This window comes from Veillonella sp. CAG:933 (assembly GCF_000431435.1).
Classification (GTDB): Bacteria; Bacillota; Negativicutes; order Veillonellales; family Veillonellaceae; genus Veillonella_A.
Genome location: NZ_HF986235.1, coordinates 1 through 22,361, shown reverse-complemented (window position 1 = coordinate 22,361; position 22,361 = coordinate 1). Strand labels below are relative to the sequence as shown.

Annotated in this window: 29 protein-coding genes; all 29 read left to right on the top strand. The window is 43.1% G+C overall.

Annotated elements, in window-relative coordinates:
* Nucleotides 1–14 precede the first annotated feature (14 nt).
* Nucleotides 15–935 carry a hypothetical protein gene (locus QZL64_RS12130; RefSeq protein WP_021842227.1) on the top strand — a complete coding sequence of 307 codons (921 nt, stop codon included), beginning with the start codon at nt 15–17 and terminating at the stop codon, nt 933–935.
* A 2-nt stretch (nt 936–937) separates the two neighbouring features.
* Nucleotides 938–1,129, top strand: a complete 192-nt coding sequence (locus QZL64_RS12125) for a hypothetical protein (protein ID WP_021842226.1) — start codon at nt 938–940, stop codon at nt 1,127–1,129.
* Nucleotides 1,122–1,574: a hypothetical protein gene (locus QZL64_RS12120; RefSeq protein WP_021842225.1), complete on the top strand. Its 453-nt coding sequence runs from the start codon at nt 1,122–1,124 to the stop codon at nt 1,572–1,574. Before QZL64_RS12125 ends, QZL64_RS12120 begins: the two co-directional genes overlap by 8 nt.
* Nucleotides 1,575–1,608: 34 nt before the next feature.
* The gene (locus QZL64_RS12115; protein WP_295253662.1) at nt 1,609–1,932 is read left to right on the top strand and encodes a hypothetical protein; all 324 of its coding nucleotides are present in this window, start codon (nt 1,609–1,611) and stop codon (nt 1,930–1,932) included.
* A 3-nt stretch (nt 1,933–1,935) separates the two neighbouring features.
* Complete coding sequence (locus QZL64_RS12110; protein WP_021842223.1) at nt 1,936–2,382, top strand: hypothetical protein; 447 nt, start codon at nt 1,936–1,938, stop codon at nt 2,380–2,382.
* Nucleotides 2,375–2,902, top strand: coding sequence for a phage tail tube protein (locus QZL64_RS12105; RefSeq protein ID WP_021842222.1), 528 nt, complete (start codon nt 2,375–2,377; stop codon nt 2,900–2,902). The genes QZL64_RS12110 and QZL64_RS12105 overlap by 8 nt, the downstream gene beginning before the upstream one ends.
* A 60-nt stretch (nt 2,903–2,962) precedes the next feature.
* The gene (locus tag QZL64_RS12100) at nt 2,963–3,343 is read left to right on the top strand and encodes a hypothetical protein (RefSeq protein ID WP_021842221.1); all 381 of its coding nucleotides are present in this window, start codon (nt 2,963–2,965) and stop codon (nt 3,341–3,343) included.
* A 107-nt stretch (nt 3,344–3,450) separates the two neighbouring features.
* Nucleotides 3,451–3,678 (top strand): hypothetical protein, encoded by a 228-nt coding sequence (locus QZL64_RS12095; protein WP_021842220.1) that lies wholly within the window; start codon nt 3,451–3,453, stop codon nt 3,676–3,678.
* Nucleotides 3,671–6,868 (top strand): tape measure protein, encoded by a 3,198-nt coding sequence (locus tag QZL64_RS12090; protein WP_021842219.1) that lies wholly within the window; start codon nt 3,671–3,673, stop codon nt 6,866–6,868. The genes QZL64_RS12095 and QZL64_RS12090 overlap by 8 nt, the downstream gene beginning before the upstream one ends.
* On the top strand, nt 6,868–7,425 hold the full coding sequence (locus tag QZL64_RS12085) for a DUF2460 domain-containing protein (RefSeq protein WP_021842218.1): 558 nt from the start codon (nt 6,868–6,870) through the stop codon (nt 7,423–7,425). Before QZL64_RS12090 ends, QZL64_RS12085 begins: the two co-directional genes overlap by 1 nt.
* Nucleotides 7,422–8,270, top strand: a complete 849-nt coding sequence (locus QZL64_RS12080) for a DUF2163 domain-containing protein (RefSeq protein ID WP_021842217.1) — start codon at nt 7,422–7,424, stop codon at nt 8,268–8,270. The genes QZL64_RS12085 and QZL64_RS12080 overlap by 4 nt, the downstream gene beginning before the upstream one ends.
* Nucleotides 8,267–8,716 (top strand): C40 family peptidase, encoded by a 450-nt coding sequence (locus tag QZL64_RS12075; protein WP_021842216.1) that lies wholly within the window; start codon nt 8,267–8,269, stop codon nt 8,714–8,716. The genes QZL64_RS12080 and QZL64_RS12075 overlap by 4 nt, the downstream gene beginning before the upstream one ends.
* The gene (locus QZL64_RS12070; protein WP_021842215.1) at nt 8,716–11,919 is read left to right on the top strand and encodes a phage tail protein; all 3,204 of its coding nucleotides are present in this window, start codon (nt 8,716–8,718) and stop codon (nt 11,917–11,919) included. The genes QZL64_RS12075 and QZL64_RS12070 overlap by 1 nt, the downstream gene beginning before the upstream one ends.
* Nucleotides 11,913–12,263 (top strand): hypothetical protein, encoded by a 351-nt coding sequence (locus QZL64_RS12065; protein WP_021842214.1) that lies wholly within the window; start codon nt 11,913–11,915, stop codon nt 12,261–12,263. Before QZL64_RS12070 ends, QZL64_RS12065 begins: the two co-directional genes overlap by 7 nt.
* A complete protein-coding gene (locus tag QZL64_RS12060; RefSeq protein WP_021842213.1) occupies nt 12,263–12,967 on the top strand; it encodes a hypothetical protein in 705 nt (234 codons plus the stop codon). The genes QZL64_RS12065 and QZL64_RS12060 overlap by 1 nt, the downstream gene beginning before the upstream one ends.
* A 2-nt stretch (nt 12,968–12,969) precedes the next feature.
* A complete protein-coding gene (locus tag QZL64_RS12055; RefSeq protein WP_021842212.1) occupies nt 12,970–13,194 on the top strand; it encodes a hypothetical protein in 225 nt (74 codons plus the stop codon).
* Nucleotides 13,195–13,204: 10 nt separating this feature from the next.
* On the top strand, nt 13,205–13,579 hold the full coding sequence (locus tag QZL64_RS12050) for a hypothetical protein (protein WP_021842211.1): 375 nt from the start codon (nt 13,205–13,207) through the stop codon (nt 13,577–13,579).
* 12 nt (nt 13,580–13,591) lie between these two features.
* Nucleotides 13,592–13,804: a hypothetical protein gene (locus QZL64_RS12045; protein ID WP_021842210.1), complete on the top strand. Its 213-nt coding sequence runs from the start codon at nt 13,592–13,594 to the stop codon at nt 13,802–13,804.
* A 1-nt stretch (nt 13,805) separates the two neighbouring features.
* Complete coding sequence (locus QZL64_RS12040) at nt 13,806–14,396, top strand: hypothetical protein (protein WP_021842209.1); 591 nt, start codon at nt 13,806–13,808, stop codon at nt 14,394–14,396.
* A gap of 3 nt (nt 14,397–14,399) precedes the next feature.
* Complete coding sequence (locus tag QZL64_RS12035) at nt 14,400–15,047, top strand: hypothetical protein (RefSeq protein WP_021842208.1); 648 nt, start codon at nt 14,400–14,402, stop codon at nt 15,045–15,047.
* A complete protein-coding gene (locus tag QZL64_RS12030) occupies nt 15,044–15,343 on the top strand; it encodes a hypothetical protein (RefSeq protein WP_021842207.1) in 300 nt (99 codons plus the stop codon). Before QZL64_RS12035 ends, QZL64_RS12030 begins: the two co-directional genes overlap by 4 nt.
* A complete protein-coding gene (locus tag QZL64_RS12025) occupies nt 15,340–15,603 on the top strand; it encodes a hypothetical protein (protein WP_021842206.1) in 264 nt (87 codons plus the stop codon). The genes QZL64_RS12030 and QZL64_RS12025 overlap by 4 nt, the downstream gene beginning before the upstream one ends.
* Before the next feature lie 10 nt (nt 15,604–15,613).
* Entirely contained in the window at nt 15,614–15,943 is a 330-nt protein-coding gene (locus tag QZL64_RS12020) for a hypothetical protein (RefSeq protein WP_021842205.1), read from the top strand.
* Nucleotides 15,944–16,126: 183 nt separating this feature from the next.
* Nucleotides 16,127–16,285, top strand: a complete 159-nt coding sequence (locus QZL64_RS12015) for a hypothetical protein (RefSeq protein WP_021842204.1) — start codon at nt 16,127–16,129, stop codon at nt 16,283–16,285.
* A gap of 27 nt (nt 16,286–16,312) precedes the next feature.
* Nucleotides 16,313–17,077: an Abi family protein gene (locus tag QZL64_RS12010; RefSeq protein ID WP_296309629.1), complete on the top strand. Its 765-nt coding sequence runs from the start codon at nt 16,313–16,315 to the stop codon at nt 17,075–17,077.
* Between the two features lie 47 nt (nt 17,078–17,124).
* Entirely contained in the window at nt 17,125–17,637 is a 513-nt protein-coding gene (locus tag QZL64_RS12005; protein ID WP_021842202.1) for an N-acetylmuramoyl-L-alanine amidase family protein, read from the top strand.
* 24 nt (nt 17,638–17,661) lie between these two features.
* Nucleotides 17,662–18,210, top strand: coding sequence for a hypothetical protein (locus tag QZL64_RS12000; RefSeq protein WP_021842201.1), 549 nt, complete (start codon nt 17,662–17,664; stop codon nt 18,208–18,210).
* 409 nt (nt 18,211–18,619) lie between these two features.
* Nucleotides 18,620–20,098, top strand: a complete 1,479-nt coding sequence (locus QZL64_RS11995) for a nicotinate phosphoribosyltransferase (RefSeq protein ID WP_021842200.1) — start codon at nt 18,620–18,622, stop codon at nt 20,096–20,098.
* Between the two features lie 121 nt (nt 20,099–20,219).
* On the top strand, nt 20,220–22,298 hold the full coding sequence (locus tag QZL64_RS11990) for a hypothetical protein (RefSeq protein ID WP_021842199.1): 2,079 nt from the start codon (nt 20,220–20,222) through the stop codon (nt 22,296–22,298).
* The last annotated feature ends 63 nt before the right edge of the window (nt 22,299–22,361 follow it).

The window sequence follows — 22,361 nt, the reverse complement described above, 5'->3', positions numbered from 1 at the left end:
AGAGGTAAAAAATTATGGCAATTAACACATTGGAAATGGCTAAATTGTTTCAACAGTCTCTCGACAAACAAATGTTGGTCGGGGCTACATCCGGTTGGATGGAAGCGAACGCATCTCAAGTTAAGTACAACGGCGGCGACACGGTGCGTATGCCAAAAATCACTACATCCGGCTTGGCAACCTATAGCCGTGATGAAGGGTTCAATCAAGGCTCTGTAACCTTATCCTATGATGACTACAAATTAACTCAAGACCGTGGCCGCACGTTCCATTTGGACGCAATGGACATTGATGAATCTAACTTTGTCGCAAGTGCCGGCAATGTAATGGGCGAATTTCAGCGCTTACAGGTAATTCCGGAAGTTGACGCTTACCGTTATTCTCGTATTGCTGCACTCGCTAAAACGGCAAAACACGAAACAGCGGGCTTTACACCGACCGCCGCCAACATTTTGGCAAAACTTGATGAAGAAATTACCAACATTCAGGATATTGTAGGCGAAGATGTGCCGCTTGTTATTTCTATGTCTACCCCTATCCGTAACATTTTAAATAGCGCCGATAAGATTGAGCGCTATATGTCTGTTACGGACTTCAAAGCCGGTGAAATCAATACTAAAGTACGTGCTTATAATGATATCCCTATCTTAGGCGTTCCTTCTGCACGCATGAAAACGGCGTATGTATTCGCTGACGGCAAAACTAGCGGACAGGAACAAGGTGGATTTAAAGCGGATGAAGCAGCAAAAGGCATCAACTGGATTATCATGGCAAAAAATGCACCTCTCGCCATCTCCAAAACTGACAAAGTACGTATTTTCACACCTGACATCAACCAAAAGGCGGACGCGTGGAAGCTTGATTATCGCAAATTCCATGACTTATGGATTCCGACCAACAAATTAGCCGGCGTATGGGTTAATACAGGAGCTTAATTATGGTCAGATTAGTTAGATTAAACGAGGTTCAGTATGTGCCATCTGAAAAGGTGGCACAGTACATTGAACAAGGCTTTATTATTGCTGAATTAGAACCACCTAAACCTATTGAAGAATCAAAACCAGAAGAGGTTGAAGAACCAAAACCTAAACGCAGAACAGCGAAGAAAGCAGTTGAGGCGGATGAGTAATACTCGGGATGCATTTAATAAGCGGCTTAGATTGGCGGTAAGAGAGGCTACAGTTTTAGTACGAGGCAAGGCTCAAGAAGACCACGATTACACATCACATTCGGGCGAGCTTGAAAAGTCGGTTGAAACTCGATTTATTAACAACGGGCTAACAGGTGAGGCGTACCTTGATACAAACATTGCCTCATATGCTTCATTTGTACATGAAGGCACGCCGGAACACGATATATTTGCCGTGAATAAGCGTTCGCTCCGATGGTTTGAAGGCAATGACGCTATATTTGCCAAATCGGTACGGCATCCGGGCTACAAGGGCGACCCATTTCTATATGACGCCTTGAAAAATAACAAAACTCGCATTGATGAGATATTCGCTAAGCATACAGAAAGGGCGGTGAGCGACATTGCAAGCACTATACGAGGTAGAACTTATACGTTTAAGTGATGATTTACTCGGTCAGAATATCACTGACGACATCATGGAAAAGGCCGAAAAGTGGCTCGCATATTTCGCCGCCTCTCTTGATGTTAAATTTGAAGAAATTGTACCGAGTTTTATAATCACGGAACTCATCACGGCGTACGCTATGCGTGAGGTGTGCATCAAAAAGTCATACGGGGCTAATGCTCCCGTGTGGGGCAACTCGACGCAGAAAACTGGCACGCTTGACTATTTCGGGCAGAAATTGAAGTTTTACGAGGCTAGAATCAAGGAATTAGAGAACCGTATTACGCCGGCTGACCTAACAGGCAATAAGGCGGGCAAGAACGGCTATAGGTCAGTGGAATTATACAGGGGGTAGGGTATGTTATTCTATGAAGGACTTCACTACATCGGGGACGAACTCGCGAAACGTTGCGATGATGTTAATATTGTGTATGGATTTAGGCACCCTACGACCTTAAATCTGTCGGAATCAAGCCAAGTCTTTGATTTGTATCGCGATAGCGAGGATGAGGACTATATCAAAATGGCGGTTGCCTTATGGGTGAGGGATGATAACCCCGACCTTGATAGCGGTTATGCGAAACTCGCCGAATTAGAACGTCGCTTTTTTGATGCGATTCAAGCGATTAATGAGGAATTGTGGGCGTTACAGGGTGAAGGCTTGTTTATCGCTGATAACGTCCAATTATTAACGATTGAAGTAGGAACTACCGCAGGGGCAACGGAAAGTTTATGGCCTTTGTTTGGGTCAGAAACTAAGCTCAATTTGCGGATTTATAAACATAGGGAGGTAAGTAATGGCTGAAACGAAACTAACTACTACCACGGAAACAGAACCGAAAGGAGTAATGAGAACTATGACAACTGGAAAGAAAAAAGCGTTAGCACCGGCAACAGAAGCCGTAATGGCTACGCTTGGGAAGAATTATTTAATTTACATTAATACCGGCACCAACGAAACAACCGGCGCTGAATGGACCTTGTTAGGGGGGCAGCGCAGTGGCGACTTAAGCCGTAAATCTGACAGCATTGACGCATCTCATAAGGGTGATGACGGCTGGAAGAGCACGTTACCGGGGCTCAAAGAATGGAGCATTGACCTTGAGACCTTGCTCATGGTAAATGACGAAAGGTTGGAAGCGCTTGACGAGGCTTGGCGTGCGGGGCAACGGGTACACATCAAATTTGAATACCCTAACAAATCCTACTATACCGGTTGGGCGTCTTGTACAGAATTGTCTATCGGTGCGCCACATGACGACGTGGCAACCTACAAGGGCACGCTTAACGGCGTAGGTCCTTTGTCTGAACTCAAAAAACCGTAAATGTGTATAATGCTGACCGGCTATAATGTCGGTCAGCCTCTTTTTTAGGAGGTTTTAAGTATGAAAAAAATCAAATGCGATTGGTTCGGCGAAGGTGAAGAACTGTATTTTAACATTATGCGATTAGCTGAATTTGAAAAGGCCATCGGGCGACCAATTCAACGCCTATTTATTGAGGGGTTCTTTTTAGATGATTTATTTATCGCCTATGAAATCGGCCTCCGTCATGAAGGGCGTCGCAAACCACAATTTTATATTAACAAGATTCAAGAATTGATGGACAGTAAAGACTTATCTATTGGCGAATTGATTGCCCCTGTCCAAAAGGCCTTAATTGCAAGCGGTGTAGCCGGTAAACAAGCATATTATGGAATGTTCCCCGAAGAACTTACCGACGACGAAAAGGATGAATTAGAGGCCGAAGAATCCGCAAAAAACTAGATAGGGGGCAACAAGCCCCCTCTTTTTTAAAATGGAAATCCATAAAAGAACGGGTGGCCTATAGCGTGCTACAACTCAAGCCGTGGGAGTTTGAGAGGCTTGATGTTATGGAATTAGAAAAATTAGAACGCGGTTTTAATGATAGAGAAAAGTATCGCGATCAAAAAGCTGCATTCTTAACAACGATACTTGCTAATGTGCATCTCAAGAAGGGCATCGATGTAAAAGACCTTATGAGGTCATTACATCCACCGACTAAGGTAGAGAAGATTAAGCAAGATATTGCATTTAAGAGGGAATGGAAAGAGGCCGAGGAGGTGGTAAGCGATGGCTGATACAAATATTCGGGTGCTAATTACAGGTAATTCAACTAGTGCCGAACAGGCGATTGATAGAGTCGGTAAGAAGGCTGAGCAAGTTTTAGGCGGCAAAATGCAAGGCATTGCATCTAAGGCGTTTGGCGTGGCCTCTATGGCCGGTGCGGCGGTTGGCGTTGGTATGATTGGCACCGCTATTGCAGATGTCGCCGCCAAGGCCACAGGATTGAGCGACAGACTCGCATTAACTAAATCACGTATCAACTTAATCAATGACGGCTCGCAAACAACCAACGAGCTCATGGATAAGATTTACGCATCCGCCGAACGTGCTAGAGGTTCATATTTAGATATGGCTGATAGCGTAGGCAAACTCAATATGCTCGCTAAGGATGCATTTAGTAGCAACGATGAGGCTATTGTATTTGTTGAGCAGATGAACAAGCAGTTTAAAATTGGCGGTGCGTCAATTCAAGAGCAATCAGCGGCCATGTATCAATTAACTCAAGCCATGGCGGCGGGGCGGTTGCAAGGCGACGAATTCCGCTCAATTATGGAAAACGCCCCTATGCTCGCTCAAGCCATTGCCCAAGAAATGGGCGTATCGGTTGGGAAATTACGAGAAATGTCATCTGAGGGGTTAATTACAGCAGACGTTATCAAAAGTGCATTATTTAATTCAGTAGAGCAGACAAATGCTAAATTTGACGAATTGCCTATGACTTTTGAAGAAGTCGGCAATCAGCTCGCCAATAGTGCGATTGTCGCATTTCAGCCGGTTATGGATATGATGAAGGATACAACCGGCACGGAGGAATTTAAGGCAGTGCTTGCCGGTGTCGAAACAGGGCTTAAAGGCTTAGGTGTGGCGGCTCAAATTGGTGTATCGGCTATTGGTGGAGCTATAACCGCCGGTAGTAATATTGTCAGTCGCCTCGGTGCGGCCGTTAAGGCTACGGGCAGTATTATTGCGGCCTTTGGACCTCCGGCCATTGCAACCTTTGCCGGCGTAACATCTTATATAGTGGCTACTCGCATCGCAACGGCGGCCTTAGGTACTACCATGACGACGCAACAGGCTATCACTAAAGGGCTTGCAGTAGTTACAGGCTCATATAGGGCGGTGTTGTTTGGTATTACTACGGCAACTGCAACGTTTACAACAGGCTTAGCGATACTGCGTGCCGAGATGGCGTTTGTGCGGTCGATTACAGCCGCTACGGCAGTCGGTACTGGCATATTGCGAGCCGGATATGTTGCAGGCCGTGCCGGTGGGTTATTGTTTGCCGGCGGTCAACGCGTGCTTAATGCAGTATTAAAGGCTAATCCTATCGGTTTAGTTGTAACAGGTATTACAATCCTTATTACGGCTTTCGGAGCGGCAGAAGTCGCTAGTAGCGGCCTATCTCAAACTTTATCTAATGTTTGGGATAGCACCCTACATACGTCCGCTTGGGCGGTGAATCAGGTTATCGAGTTATTAAATACGCTCATTCGAGCATTTAACAAGGCCGGGCAAGCTATCGCCGGCGCCTTTGGTAAGTCTTTCGAGGGCGTTCAGGAATTTAACAAAATTAGCCCGGAAAGCGTGCAACAGTTTGCTGATGCAAGTAAAACGTTCGCTAGCAAGATGTTTGACATGGGCGATATTCCCGAGCCCGGTGAAATTGATATCGGCGGTGGCGGTGGCGAGGCTCCCGATGTTGGCGGTGGCGGCCGCGGCGGTGGTGGCGGTAAATCACAAGGCAGCCAAGCCGTTGAAGAGGCTAGACGAACCCACGAGGCCATTCTTGATAGTTGGCTCGATATGTTCGGCAAGCAATCCGACCTTGTGGACAGATGGCTAGCTAAAGAACTCGAAGAACTCGACAAATCAAAGGCGAATAATGCGAATTATGAAGAAGATAAAACGCGGCTCATGGAAATGTACGCTAAGAAACGCGAACAGGCCTTATATGAAGAGGCAAAACGAGCCCGAGAAATTCAAAATTCTGTTCGTGATATGTCTAGAGAATTCAATATCGGCTTGCAAACCAAAGATTCAACCGGTGCGGAATCACCGCTTACTAAACTTGCTAATGATTACGAAGAAACCATTAATGAAATCAAAGACAAATGGCAAGGCTATTCTGACGATTACGCGGCCATGACGAAACGCGACCAAGAAACCTATATAGCAAGTCTTAAAGCTCAAGGCGTGGCGTTTGAACTCACGAAGGATAATGAGTTGAAGTTTACCGAGCAAATTAATGCTCTGAAATGCGCCGCCGATGAAGAATACGCCAATAAGCGGGCTGAATTGATGCGAACCCAAGCCGAGGAAGAATGGGCGATTAATGAGGCTATGCGAACTCAAAACTTCGAGGCGTTGCAACAGGCACTCACTGATGAGTATGTTGCCGCTAAGGCTAATTACGACCTCAAGAAGGAAATGATGGAGGAATACCTGAATGCAGTCATGGAATCACATTGGAGCGCCCAAGAAGTTATGTTTAATGCAATAAACGCTGGCTTAGATAGTATGTCCGAAGGACTATCTAGCGTATTACAAGGTACTAAGGGTGTTATGACTATGTTTGAAAATATGGGGAAAGCCGTGGTTAAAACTTTAGCAGATATGGCGGCTAAATGGATTGCCGAGCAACTCAAACAAATGATATTTGGCAAAATGCTTCAATCACAACAAACGGCGGCTAGTGTGGCGGCGGCTAATGCTCAACTCGGGCCGTGGACACAATTAGCTCAACAAGTTTCGATGGCTACATTCGGGGCAAGTGCTACGATGGGTATGACCGCATGGAGTACGGCAACCGCGGCCGGTCAAGCTCAAACGGCGGCACTTAGTGCGGCCGGAGGTAGTTTATTCGGTGACGGTAGCATGACATCCGGATTACACACGTTCAAGCCTAACCTTGGCGGTAATTTGACAGGGTTAGCAGATGGCGGCCTTGCATATGGCGAAACCTATGCACGCATTGCCGAGGGTAAATATCCGGAGGCAGTTTTACCGCTCTCCGAAAATGTATTCGATCAAATCGGCGACGGCATTGCTCGCAGTGAAAACGGCGGCGGTAATGTTACTTTGCACATCACAACTATGGACGCAGAATCCTTCATGTCTTGGCTTAGCTCAAAAGGCGGGCAAGTTATCAAACAATACTTATACGACGGCAATCGTGAATTTACGGCAGAAACGGGGGTATGGTGATGAAGAAATTCCCGGCAATCAAATCCCTCGAATGGAAATCAACAAAATCGCAAAAGTGGAATACTATTGTCAAGACGTCGGGTGCGGGCAAAATCCGTACTCTGACTACTTGGCAACGGCCACAATACACAATCACAACGGCGTTTGCTTATTTGACGCCGGAACAATATCGTGAGATTATGGGCTTTTTCGCCTCGATAAAAGGCGGACATGAACCATTCTTATGGCTTGACCCCGAGGACTACGAGGAAAAGGGTATACAACTCGGCACAGGTGCAGAGGGCAAGTGGCAAGCCGTGCGTAAATTCGGCGATTACCTCGAGCCGGTGGAGCACATCGAAAACGTTACGCTATACGCTGACGGCAAGCCGATAAGCATTGCCCGAATCGATAAGGGCTTAATTACTACAAGTCAGACTATAAGCCCTACGGCGGTTATTACCGCCGATTATACCTATTATTGGAAGGTAAGGCTAAGCGGCGATGAATTTACTGCGGAATTAGTCTATAAGAATATTTATAAGTCTAAAAGTATGAAGTTGGTGACGGTACAATGAAACAAGTAAGCGAAACACTATCGGCACATTTGAATAATGAAAAGTCATTCTTAAGCTGTGACCTCTATGAGTTAGTTTTGAAAAGTGGAGTATTGTATTATTGGGCGGTTACTGATACCGATGTTAAGTTGGGCGGTAAAACCTACCGCTCAAACGGTCCGATTATTACTCGCAATCAAATCAAGACAAGCTCAACCGTGTCAGTGGACAAGTTAACTGTAACAATTAACTGTACTCTCGACGATAAAATCGGCGGCGTGCCTATTATGGCGGTGGCTCATAATGGCGGTTTTGATGGGGCTACTCTTAAACTTAGACGGGCATTTTTTAACGCTAAGGGCGTGATTGACGCTATCGACCTATTTGAGGGCGTTGTTGAGGTTAAGAAGGGCGGCGGCTTGACGTTGCAACTCGATGTTAAATCGACAGTGCAAAAGCTCAATGTTGAATATCCGATACGTCGATACTATCCGCAGTGCCCTTACTGTATTTATGACGCCGATTGTGGCGTTGATATTAATAAATACCGTAAACGGGTACGAGTTACCTCTGTTATTGACGCTCATAATGTGCAATTTAACACTACATTTAGTAATGGGTATTATGACGCCGGCGGCATCGAATGGCTTGACGGGGCATTAGTCGGGCAAGTTACTCAAATCATGCGTAGTGCCAACAATCGCATTATGTATATGACCGCCTCTGACGCCATGCCACAAATCGGCAACGAGGCCTATATATATCCCGGCTGTGATAAGACGCCGCAAACTTGCAAGGATAAATTTAACAATTTCAATCGCAACAGGGCGACGCCGTATGTGCCACTAAAGGAATCGATACGATGAAACAGGGCGAACTAATAGCAACAACCGCCCTCACATGGGTAGGCACGCCATACATGAATTATGCTATGGTAAAAGGCCGTGGCGTTGACTGTGCTCATTTAATTCTAGGGGTACTCTTAGAATCGGGCTTATTGCACGATGGAGATTTAAGGATAGAGCAATACTCGAATGAGTGGCACTTGCACCGTTCAGAGGAAAAGTTTATAAAGCACATACGAAAAATCGCTTATGAAGTGGATAGCCCACAGATAGGCGATTTTCTATTATATCAATACGGGCGATGCGTCAGTCATGGAGCTATATTAGTCGCTCCGGGCGTCGTTGCTCATGCATTTGTCGACCAAGGCGTGATTTTGTCGAAACTCGATGATGTGCTATTTTACGATGCCAAAGGCCGGCACCGATTGCGGCATATTTACAGATTTAACGGAAAGGGGGAAACCTAATGGGCTTTTTATTCGGTGGCAAAGGAACCACCACAAGAGCCGATAAATTGGGCGACTTTCAAATCAATAGTGCCTCGTATGGCGAAGTAGTGCCCGACATCTTAGGAACTACTCGCGTTAGTGGCAACGTCATTTATTGGGATGACTTCACGGCTCACGAGCACAAGCAAACGCAACGAGCCGGCAAGGGTGGCGGTTCAAAGCACACCAACATTACTTACACTTATACGGTGGCGGCTGCTATTGCCTTATGCGAGGGCCCTATTCAAAGCGTTGGCAAGGTGTGGGTTGACAAGGAAGTATTTGATTATCCTAACCCAAACATCCAACTTACATTATTCAGCGGATCACTTGGGCAATCTCCATGGCCGTATGTTGTCGGTAAGCACCCCGAAAAAGCGTTACCATATTCCGGACTTGCCTACATGGCCGGCGTTGTTGACCTCGGCGACCGTGGTAGTCTACCGAATTACAATTTCGAGGTTCGTGGCAAACTCTTAAACACCGGCGACGGCGTTGATGTTAACCCAGCAGACTACATTTTGCATGTGCTTAAGAGTGCCGGCATGGGCGACGTACAAATTGACGGAATAGACAATTACCGCCGATATTGTGCGGCGGCTGATTTATTAATATCCTCACCGCCGAGCATGTCAGCCCAAAAGGCTCAACAAATCATCAATGACATAGCAGAAATGACAAACGCCTATCTATTTTGGAGCAATAACAAATTAAAGATTGTGCCATTAGCCGATGAACCTGTAGGCTCGTGGAGCCCTAACAAAGAAATCAAATACGATTTAGGCATTGACGATTTAATTCCGGGCTCCGATGGGCAACTTGTGTTATATTCTCGTAAGGATAGTAGCGAGTGTTACAACCAAGCAAGCGTCGAGTTTATTAATCGCTCCAATAGCTACGAGAAAGAAGTTGTATCGTTTGAAGTTGTGGCAGATGTGCAACGCAACGGACTACGGCCGGCAAGCGTTAAATCCGCTCATTATTTGTATACGAAAAAACGAGCCATGTACTTGGCGGAACAACTCGCCATGAAACAGTTATACGCTAAGAATCAGTACACATTTAGGCTCGATTGGGCGTTTTGTCGATTAGAACCGGGCGACCTTGTTACATTGACTGATGAGATTTGTCAGTTGAATAAGCAAGTTGTAGTTATTACCGCCGTCAACGAGGCAAACGACGGGCAACTTGAAATAACCGCCGTTGGCAAACCGCCGGGGACATATTCGCCGGCAAAATATGACGTGCATGAGAACGAACGACCATTTGTTGATTATAACCAAGCACCGCCAAGCGTTACCCGATTGAGTGTCATACAACCGCCGGGCGACATTGCCGGTGATGAGTTATTATTAGCCGTAACAGCCCCAAGCGGTTGGGGTGGGTGCAATATATGGGTATCAGATTCGGGAACGTCCTACAAGCAAATAGGCACGTTAAATCATAGGGCACGCATTGGCTCGCTAGTTAGTGGCTTGACTGATACGGCAACAAGTTGCACGGTCAAAATGTCATACGGCGAACTCAAAAGCGGTACTCATCTCGACGCCGAACGAGGGAATACCGTATGTTGGCTTAACGGTGAGTGTTTATCGTACGAAACCGCCACACTACAGGCTAACGGCAATTATGTATTATCCGGATTAGTAAGAGGGCAATATGGCACTACCGCCGTATCTCACAACGCGGGCGAAGAAATCGTACGCCTTGATGAGGCGTTATTCCGTGCCCCTTATCGAACCGAGGACATCGGCAAGCCGATTTACATCAAATGTACCTCAATGAATATTTTTGGCGGTCAAGAACAAGATTTAGCCGATGTAGAGGCGTTTGAATACACGATTAAGCCCTATTATATCCCCGAAGTTAGTAATCTCACGCTATACACTAAATACTATGATTTAGGGCAAGGGGTAAAGAGTTATGATGTTGTAGCAACCTATACACCGCCGAATATCACGAGTTTTGACACCGCCGAAGCGTGGTATCGAGAAAGTGGGCAATGGCAGTACGGCGGGAACGGTAACGGTCAAGTTATTATCAGCGGTTGCGAACTCGGTAAAACCTATGATGTTAGAGTACAGGTCAAAGACGTACACGGCAACTACTCACAGGGCGTCATTAAGTCGATTCAAGTAGTCATGAAATCAGAAAAGCCGAACACTCCTCAAGGGTTTAGGGTAAGTTTTAGCGACCGTGCCTATTTTAATTGGCTAGAGGTCAGAAATGCCGATGTAGACTATTATGAATTGCGGTCAGACTTGAATGTTGGCACTGATGCCGGTCTAATTGGCAGAAGCAACAACACAACCTATAGCACTGATTCACTCACCAACCGTCAAGGCACTATTTACTTGTATGCTCATAACCCTATCAAGGGATATAGTGCACCGGCTGTCTTAGAGTACAACGTACCCGTGCCGGTTGAGCCTGTTATATCAGCGATTACCCCGCGTTTGGGCGGCGTAGCGGTTGCGTTTGGCTCAATTCCAAGCAGTTGCAAGGGTGCCAACATCTATATTGACGATACAGTCTATTTTGTTACATCAAACTCGGCATTTATTGCATTAGACGGCGGTGTTTATGGTGTAAAAGTGGCGTACGTTGACCTATTCGGTGAAGGTGCTAAAACTACCGAACAACTCGTAACGGTTGAGATTAAAATCGACGCTAGTTTGATTGAAAACTTGAAAGTTACCGACGAAATGCTAGACGAAAGTATCAAGACTGAACTTGATAAATTAGACGGTTTAGACGGTATTCAAACAAGGGTACAACAAACCGAGAACAGTATCACGTCAATCGTTGCAAACTTGTCGGGCAGTCCTGCAAATAGTACTTATAGTGCGATTACTCAACTCAATCAAGCTATTGGTTTGAAAGTTGGTAGAGGTGATGTAGTATCGGCTATCAATGTCAGCCCTGAAACAATCAAAATAGCGGGCAAATACATTCAAATTGACGGCACTACTCAATTTAGCGACGGCGTTATCGTAAATCGCATGTTGTCGGCTAAATCCGTATCAGCGGATAAGCTCAATGTATCGTCATTAAGTGCCATAACGGCAACTATTGGCACGTTACGCACCCGAACAAGTGGGGCTCGTGTTGAGATTAGTGATAATTTAATTCAAGTATTTGACGCAAATAACAGGTTGCGAGTGAGGATGGGGATATGGTAACTACAATTGGCTTGATATTGCTTGCTGTTGGTGTATTAGTGTGGTTTTTGAAACGGAGGAAGAAGAAAGTGCCTCAAGGGTTACAAGTGTTTGATGAGAATGGGAACGTTATGCTCGATGTTACTGATAATTTGTGCCGTGTTATTGGCCAGATTAATTTAAACACGAAAAGTGGAAGAATACAATTAGATGCTCAAGGGGGGCAATTGTGGTATTACGTAGCGTACCCTGATGAAAGAAATTGGGCAATTAATATTAATGTTGAAAATAATATTTTGTCATGGAATTACACTCATAATAATCAAAAACATATGTTAGTTGTATTTATATATGGAGCGTACTAATGAGTAACTATATTGAAATACAGAATGATCACAATAAAGTTGTGATAAATGACAGTTTTAAAAACTTATCATTATTGCGGAGCACAGGGGTACATGACAATCAGTTTGTCCTTACTGACGTAAGAGAATATAGTTATGCAAAGTTGCAAGTGCCCAAAATTACTAATACTTTATACTGTTTTGAGCCTAACAGTGATGTTGTATCAATAGCCCCACTTTGGGAAGATGCTACAAAAATTACATATGGTATAGGGTATCAACACAATATATCTGATATTAATCCGGTGCGAATACATATATTTAATTACAATAATAATCTAGTAAGACAAGCTAATTGTGGACTAGAAATTATTAATGCGCACGGAGAAATTTTGTTTAATTCTGATAAAAAATATTTAAGAATTTTAGATTGCATTTTATCCCTTAAAGGGGCTCGCTTATTAGGTCGTAATGATCCATGGCCTAATTTTAATAGTATTAATCGGGGTTATGGCAAAAGAATTGGGATTATCCCATTAAACGGGTTATATGCAGATTCCAAAGATGGCGACATGTGGGAAGTAATTGTACAAAGTTTTTATTGCCATTCAGGTAGCGTAATGTCTGACAGTATCACTATAATGAGCGACCCTAACCCTGACTATGAAGGAACTTATTTAGCAGACAATCAAAGTTTATTAATCGTTAATCTAGCGGGGGTGTAACAATGAAGCGTACATTTATTACTAACGGCAAAATTACTTACCCACAAAATGGGCAAGCGTTAACTGCATTTACATTTATTAATCAGCAAACAGGGGATATGTTTAATATCTCCACCAATGACGAGGCGGAGGCTAATAGCATTGATTATGGGCAAGAGGTAACTATTGAGGTTACCCCAACCAATAGCCCAAAAGTAACCCCTATTATCAGCAAAGGGGAAGAATAGGAGGTAAGCCATGAAGAACGGAGTACCGGAGTACGACCTCGAAATTAATCAAGGTGATGACTTTTATCGAACCATACAATTCTCGATGGGCGATAAACCTTTTGATATTACCGATTGCACGTTTAGATTCGGCGGTAGGTACAATTTATCAAATAAAAAGCTTGATTTTACCGGACAAGTTGAGGTGTTGGATAGTCATACAATCCGTTTGCATATCCCTAACGAGGTAACCGGCAAGTTACAAGCCAATACAGACTACAAAATGCCGAAAAAAGCCTATTACGATGTGCAAATGATTAAGGACGGGTACGAACGGCGTATATTGCAAGGTGTGGTTAATATTTACGCCGGTAATGCTTATAAGGTTGCTATAGATACAAAGTAGGAGGTAGGCAAGATGGACCTTGCAAAATTCGAGGACATTCGCGTGAATGTAAGCGAGCCGGAGATACTGTCTCTTGACGTTAGCGAAGGTAAGGAAGTTATACAAGAACTATATGTAGCCGATGGTAAGTTAGGCATCACACACGGTAATGTGCTTGAGAAATTACCATATGATGACACAACCGACTTGAAAGCGCTCTATATATTAAGCAAAGGAGAAAACTAATATGGCGACTTTAAATGAAAATTTGAAAAGTTTTGCGGCAGCACTTGGCAACGATTATAAAGCCCTGAAGAGTTCGATTAGCGCAACTGATAACAAAATCGGCACTCTGGCAGGTCTTGAGACGACTAATAAGGGTGACATCGTAACGGCGATGAATGAACTCAAAGAATCTATTGTAGATGTGCAAGGCAAGGCGATTACGGAGGAAGCAGTGGATGTAAAGCTGTCTGCCAAACAAGACAAACTCACGCCCGGCAGTGGTATTACTTTAACGGGCAATACAATCAGCGCAAGTGTAGATTTAAGTGCATTGGCAACAATTGCAAGCGTTGACGATAAAATCAAGATCGCCGTTGATAAACTAGTGAACGGTGCCGATGCTACCATGGACACCTTTAAGGAAGTACAAGACCTCATCAGAAATGACCAAACCGTAGCAAGTGCATTGGCTGAAACCGTAGGCAAGAAAGTCGATTATGCTAACGCACAAACTTTGACCGCGGCTCAAAAGTTACAGGCTTGCACTAATATCGGCATTGGCGACCCGTCTATTGATTTAGTCGCCATCTACAACACCGCAAAGGGGGCGTAATAGATGCTAATTGACTCATTGGTAAGCGTGCTAAAGGCTATTGGCAAGGATATTAAGACAATAGCTGATAGTGTTGACAAGAAGGCGGATAGTGCTGACTTGTCATCTAAGCGTGATATTAGTAATACTGAGTTTACTAAAAGTATAGCAGTAAAGGCGGATGATTATAGTGGTATTAAGTTATACAATACAGCAGGCGGTTACGCTAGACTTGAATGTGCACCTGAACACAATACTGGTATTATTGCAAGTATTATCAAACGTGATAAGAATGATGCCCTGAAGTATGTATTAAGCCTACCAGCAAGAAATGGAACACTGGCAACTACTGAACAAATTCCTGAATTAGTACGTCATGTTGTAGACAGTTGGCACAACCCAGCGAACGGTGCCTACTGGCGTGAATGGAGTGACGGCTGGTTAGAAGAAGGAGGATACTGCCCTATTAGTGGTACACCTTCCATTGTCACAGTATCTTATCATAAACCGTTTAAAAATCCACCTATCATGACACTTACTGATGTGACAAAACAAGACACAACAGGTGGAGCTGATGTGTATAAAACTCCTACCACAACAAACTTTAGCGTCATATTAGTAAGGAATAATCGACAAGGTTTCTACTGGAAAGCGGAGGGGTATAAAGCATGATAGGAACTAAGATTTATAAAGATAAACTAAACAACTACACCGAGGTAGCCCAGTGGTGTAACGCCAACAACGCTACTATAGTCGAACGTGAAGACTACTATGAGGTAGTCCCAGTAGTAGAAAAATCGGAAGATGAACGAAAACGGCGCGAAACGGAACTTATGTATCGTCTAGAAGTAATTAAAAGCGGATATGCCGGAGCAGAATTGATGGGCACAGATAAAGAAACATTGCAAAGAGAATATAAAGCGACAGTTGAGGAGTTACTTAAACTACAGAAAGAGGTGGCAGAGTGAATTGGCAAGATTTATTAGCAATAGTCAGCATTGCAGCCATTATATTAGGTCTGATTGAAAGAGCCGCTTTATCCTCAATTACTGTTAAGTTGAATAATATTGAATCTAGTACAAATGATATTAAGGTCGAATTTAAGCAGTTGCGTCAGGATAGTCATAGTGCGGATAATCGTATTACTAAACTGGAAGAGTCTGTAAAATCGGTTCATAAACGTCTCGATGATATGCAAGAGCATTGCGGCAAAATGCATCTGGAGTGAGGGGTGGTATATGAATAAGCTAGTCAATAGAATAAAAGCCATATATAGCAATATACGCATTGCTAATATTAAGCCTACCGGCGTTCTAGCCACTAGGGCGTTGATAGGTGTGTTATTAATCCCTATAATTGTGGTTATTATGGCCTATGTAATGGCATTTACTGCCGGCAAAGTGACTGATGATAGTGGCCGTATTATTGACACCGGAATTAAGATTGTAGATCACATATTTATACCAACAGTGCTTACTGCTATCGTAGGGTTTTTAGCGCTTTGGATAGATAAAAACCACAACGGAATACCAGATAAGTTAGAAGATAATGATAATAAGCCACTCTAATTTCTAGAATGGCTTAATTATTAGATAAGGAGGTAAAACTATATTTAAATAAAGTGCGCCTATATTTAAATAAACTTTACTTTTAATTTGTAGTATGATAATATATGTATAAAGACAATCCCCCTACCTCTCCTAGTGAGCAGATTTATTCTGAGCGTAGGGGTTTTTTTATAGGAGAAAATGATGGAATATCCGAAACCGTTGACATTTGAAGCGTTGGCAGACTTGTTTAAACAGCGAGGCATGGAAGTTTTAGATAAAGATATTGAAAAGCTGAAACATATAAATTACTATAAACTAAAAGAATTTGCGCATCCTTTTGCTAAAACGCAAAAGATATAGAATAAAGTTTTTGTATCATATGAGGGAATAAAGTTTAGTGAAGTTCTTATGCGATATTATCAGGATAAGAATTTAAGACTTCATTTATTACATGCAATAGAAAAGATAGAAGTTTCAGTAAAAACTGAGTTGTCACATAAACTTGGATTAAAATATGGACCTTTTGGTTATTTATTATTTTATCAATGGGTTCATAGAGAAAAGTATTCATCATTCGAAGTAGAAGAAAAGCAATATAAGTTTAAAGTTAGTTTGCTTAAATCAATGAAAAGACAAAATTCTCCAGAATTTTCTAGAAAAGAAAATTTAAATAAAGATGGGTTTCCAACTATTTGGTTGGGAATTGATTTATTAACTTTCGGGGAACTAGTTATAATATTAGATTTATTGAATTCTAGCTTATTATCAGATATAGCTGCTAAATATAATACAACATCGGAAGAATTTTTATCGTGGATGAAATGTTTGAGTTTCATTAGAAACATATGTGCTCATAACGGAAATTTAATTGATGTAAAATTGAAAACTAAGCCAAAATATCGCAAAAAATGGATGTCATATTTATATCTAAGAACATCGAGAGATGGAAAACAAACATATCCAACTGATAGATTATCTATAGTATTATGTATAGTAATTCATATGGTTAATACGATTAATCCTAATTATAGGTGGAAAAATATAAAGTCTGGAATATTTAGTTTGTGTAGAGACTCAGAAGAAAGGGCCCATTTATTAGGCTTTCGAAGTTTGAAAGATGCAAAGAATATAATAAAATATATTTTAGAATAGAGCACTCTTTAGAGTGCTTTTTTTATACCCTAATAGGAGGTAAAACTATGAAAGTATTTATAAACCCCGGCCACGACCGAGTATATGATAGTGGAGCTATCAACCCGGTAACAGGAGTCCGTGAATGTGACATTGTTGCTAAAGCAGGTAAACTGTTAGCTGGCTATTTACAGACTGCAGGTCTTGAAGTTAGGACACTGCAAGATGATAGTTTAGCGTTGGTTTGTGCAGAGAGTAATGAGTGGGGCGCTGACTTATTTGTAAGTCTGCATTGCAATGCATTTAATACTCAGGCCCGTGGTACAGAGACGTATTATAAGTCATTTAATGGACAGAGGTTAGCCAACTTTATCCAGTCCCAGATTATCCGCAGCGTGCCTACAATAGATCGTGGTTGTAAAACGGGTAATTTATATGTCCTAAACAACACTGATACAGTAGCCGTATTAGTCGAGATGGCATTTATCGACAACATGGAAGATCTAGCAATTTTAGAGAATGATTTAGACAAAATGGTCCGGGCAATTGCTCGTGGCATTACTGACTATTGGACGGCTTAAAATAATTAATTAGGGGATAGGGATATGGATAATAAAAGAATATGCTATGTGCTTTATGCTGCCGTTGCAGTAGTATTGATTATTATTTGTACGGCATTTTATATTAACAGCCGGGAAAAAGTTGAACAGCCCAAAGTTATACCTCAAACTACTATGTCAAATCCAGTAGAGCTTGCTAAAGAAATTAAGGTTACACCTAAGCAAGCGTCTCAAATTGTAGAAGTGATACCTCAATCTAAGCCGGTTATAACGTATACAGTAGTAGCACCTGTAGTAGAAAAGGCTGCTGTTAAAACTGCTGAGGCAATTAAAAATAAATCACTGGATATACCAAAAGAAGCCACTGCTAATACTGATAGAACTGTTGTTGTACCGAATACTGAAAAACATAAGGTTGATGTTTACAAAATCAATCTTAACAAGGAACATAAAATTAAAGCCGGCGCAACGGTAATCAATGATAAGATATATCCATCTATCGGCTACCAAGCCGGGCGAGTGGAAGCATTAGCACATTTTGACGGTGTAAAAGTCAAAGGTGCGACAGTTTTATATACAATCGCCGAATGGTAGAATTGAGGTGATCCAATTATCTCGGTTTGATACGCTCCGTCATGCGTATTGCTTAATTTAATTTATTAGCCTTGCCCCTTGCCTATGGTGAGGGGCTTTTTTGCTTGCCTAAAATAAAAAAAGCATAAAAAAACGAGCCACATAATACGCTGATTGCATATTGTGCGGCTCTTATTTTTATAAATATTGCGTTATAAAAGTATAAATATTATAATGACATCATAGTATCTTATTTCATGTTATAAGGTTGACGTTCTTGCTCTGTTACTCAACTACTGCACAACTAAATAATTGAGAATGCAGTGTTGAAGCGGTTTTATGGCGATAGTCTTGTTACCTCTAGTATATCGGGTTAATAGTTTATGTCAACACAATTAATATATTTATTAGAAGAGATGAGGAATGTACTGTGATTAGTAAAGCTTTATTAACGGATTTGTATCAATTTACCATGATGCAAGGGTTATTTAAGGAAGGTCTGCATCGTACTCCTTGCGTTTTCGACCGTTTTTATCGTAAAAACCCTTTTGATGGTGCGTATACGGTAGTGGCCGGCTTAGAGCACGTTATCGATTATTTAAAAAATCTGTCCTTCAACGAAGATGATATTGCCTATTTACGTGAAACCGGTTTATTTGAAGAAGATTTTCTCGACTATTTAAAAGATTTCCGCTTCACCGGCAGTGTGTATGCGGCACCGGAAGGGACTGTTGCCTTCCCGGGGGAATTGTTGCTTCGTATTGAAGCACCTAAAGACGAAGCGATGCTCATTGAAACGTCTTTATCCATGTATCTCAATCATGAATCACTGATAGCTACCAAAGCGCGTCGTATCCGTAGTGTGGCCGGTAACGACAGCCTCGCCGAATTCGGTATGCGTCGGGCCCAGGGGACCAATGCCGCCGTTTATGGTGCCAGAGCTTCCATTATCGGTGGGTTTAACGGCACCAGTAATGTGTACTCCGCATCACAATACGGTATTAAACCGGTAGGCACCATGGCGCACAGCTGGATCATGAGTTTCCCTGATGAACTCACGGCCTTTCGTTCTTATGCGGAACAATACGAAGATATGTTGGTACTCCTCGTAGATACCTATGACACATTGAAACAAGGTGTGCCAAATGCCATTCAAGTTTTCAAAGAAGTGAAAGAACGCCGCGGTGGCACCATGCCTAAGGGGTACGGTATTCGTCTCGACAGCGGCGACTTGGCGTACTTATCACAGGAAGCTCATCAAATGATGGCGGAAGCAGGTTTCCCGGATGCTACGATTTTTGCATCCAATGATTTGGATGAATACACCATCGCCGACTTGAAAAGCCAAGGCAGTGCCATTTCCGCTTGGGGCGTAGGTACCAAACTAATTACCGCCGACGGCACATCCGCGTTGGGCGGCGTGTATAAATTGGCCGGTCAATGGAAAACCGATGGCTCCTTTGTACCAACCATGAAGTTTTCGGATAATGTAGAAAAAGTAACGAATCCGGGCCGTAAAAAAGTATTGCGCCTCATTAACCGTCGCAATCGCAAGTTAATCGGCGATCTGGTTTGCCTCCTCGATGAAACAATCGATACGACCAAACCATATACCTTCCAAAATGCCATGTATCCATGGAAACGGACCCATTTAGCGGCTGACAGCTTCGACGTAGTGGAACTGTTGGTGCCGATTTTTGAAAACGGCGAATTAGTCTATAATGTACCAAGCTTGCCTGAAATCGTAAGTTATGCAAATGAGCAAATTAAATTGCTCTGGCCTGAATATTTCCGCTTGAATCGCCCGCCAATTGTTAAGGTGAATATCAGTCAAAAATTACACGAATTGAAACAACAATTGTTGCTTGAAAAAGTAAAGCACAACAATACGGAATTTACGGAAGAATAAGACTGTATACAGTAGCACGCTATGTTTGCTAGGTATAAAGAAGCGGTCATATTCTCAGGAAAAGACTAAGGGAATCGTAAAGTCTAAGGGAATAGTAAGTAGATATAAAGGAGTGAATCAGATGAAACACAAGTATCTGAAAGGATTGGTATTGGCTGCGTTATTGGGGCTGGCCACACCGGCGATTTCGGGCGTTTCGGCAGCGGAAGCAACAAGTAGTACGTTGGCGCCGATTAGCTTGGGTTATGGTATCGTAGCAAGCAGTGACGCGATTGAAACAAAAGTATCACCTGATACTATAGCCATTAAGCCCCAGCTCGTAAGCACGGTGATGACTACCGTAGACAATAAAACGGTGAACTTACCGGCGGGCGTTACCGTGTTTGACTTAAAACGGATGATGACGCCAATGGGGATGGTTGACGGTACAAAATTTATTTCCGCCAAAGAATTGAATGCGGAATATGTTAAAGATATTCGTGACATGGCTAGCAAGAAAGAACTCAACATAAAAGAGTTGAAGGATTTTAACGGCACGATTTATCGCGACTGGAACTTATATCAATTGCGCGGGGAAGATGCGGAAGGAGTTCATACGGCATATGTAGTGGATTTGGCGCTGGGACCTGATTATATCAAAGGCGAACGAGCTAATCTTGAAATCAGTAACGCTTTGTGGGATGCGGCGGATAAATCAGTAGCCAATGCTAAAAAATCCGTTATAAACAGCAGAGACGGTGTACAAGAGCGTGATTCTATGAAGTTTGCCAAAACGGCGGCCATTGCAGCGGCCTATATGTCGCAAGTATCTAATACGGGTGATTCGAAAGATCAATTAGGTCATACGTGGCAGGTGGTTCGTGATTTGGGCGATGAACTGACGAAGCAGCAAGAAGCTATGCTTGCGCCGTATCCGGCTGAATATGATGCGAACGCGTTCTACGCGGCTATGGTTAAAGGCACCGAGGCTGTACCTGTGATGCGGGATGCAGCGTCATTCAATCAGTTTGTTGACAAACATAAGAACAATTTGGTGAAAGCCTTAGTGGCTGATCTGGATAAGGCGGCCGGTGAATTGAAAACACAAGCTGAGACGAATGAGCGTGCCAAAGAAAAATTGGAGCTTAATCGCAGCCTTCGCGACGGTTTGAAAAAAATCTTTGCTACGTCGGACATTAAAGCGGATTATTTAGACCAAATGGAACAGTTGAACTCCATCTTTGGGCCGGTCCTATACTCTCAGGCTCGTGAAGTTTTTACCTTTGACAGCTATGAAATTCCGCTCGGTGGTTTGAATTTAGTTCGTTTTGACAAAGAGGGTCCGGTTATAACAGTATTAACCACGAATGACGGGGACTTTAATTATTGGCAAAAGCAGTGGCAACGCATGTATGGGCTTGAACCTCAAGTCAGAGCGTTTGCTGCTGATACGAAAAATGCCGCTATTCCGGCTAAAACCTCGACAACACACATGAGAGCTTTAGGTCATGACGGAAATATCGTGGTACCGCGTGACCTAACGGTTAAAAAGCTATCTGATACGGTGATTGTACCGACCTTATGGAAATTCCTTGAAAAAGATACGAAAGAATCGATTGCCAGAGGTCCGGAACTTCGCGATTGGGTGACTGATAAATTGTTGGTTGGCGATGAACGTTTAGAAAGCATGAAAGCGTACGAGCGTCAGAAAGAACGTTTGCAATACTTTGAAGACTATCGCTTAGGTGAAAAGACCGATGTGTACCAATGGCAACTGAAGGATAGTGAAGGCCGCAAGACGGCCACTGTATTTGGCTTAGTCTTGACGCCGCAAACGACGAAGGGTTACTCGACGATGCTTCAAAAAGACCTTATCGATTTGCAGTTGCCGGTCCTTAACTCTTATTGGATGCAAGGTGACGGTCGCTTAGAGAACAACGTCTTGGGCGCTACTATTTTCAGCGGTATATCCGATTATGCCTATACGTCGGTAACGATTAAAGACCAGACACCTTGGGCGTTATTACCACATTATACGCATCCGGCCTACATGGCATCGGCTCGTGTATTTGTGAATGCGAACGGCTTTGAATTGCCGTATTATTTACAGGGCGCCGTTGTATTGACGCAGCCGAATCCGGTAGCGTATGTAATGCTTACGTCCGATCTGGAACGAGATGAATTTGCACCACGCTTCGTGCAGTTCATTCAAGAGTTATAGACGATTGTAAACTGTTGTAAACCTTTATGAATTCGGGCTTATAGGACAAAAAGTGTGTGTGGC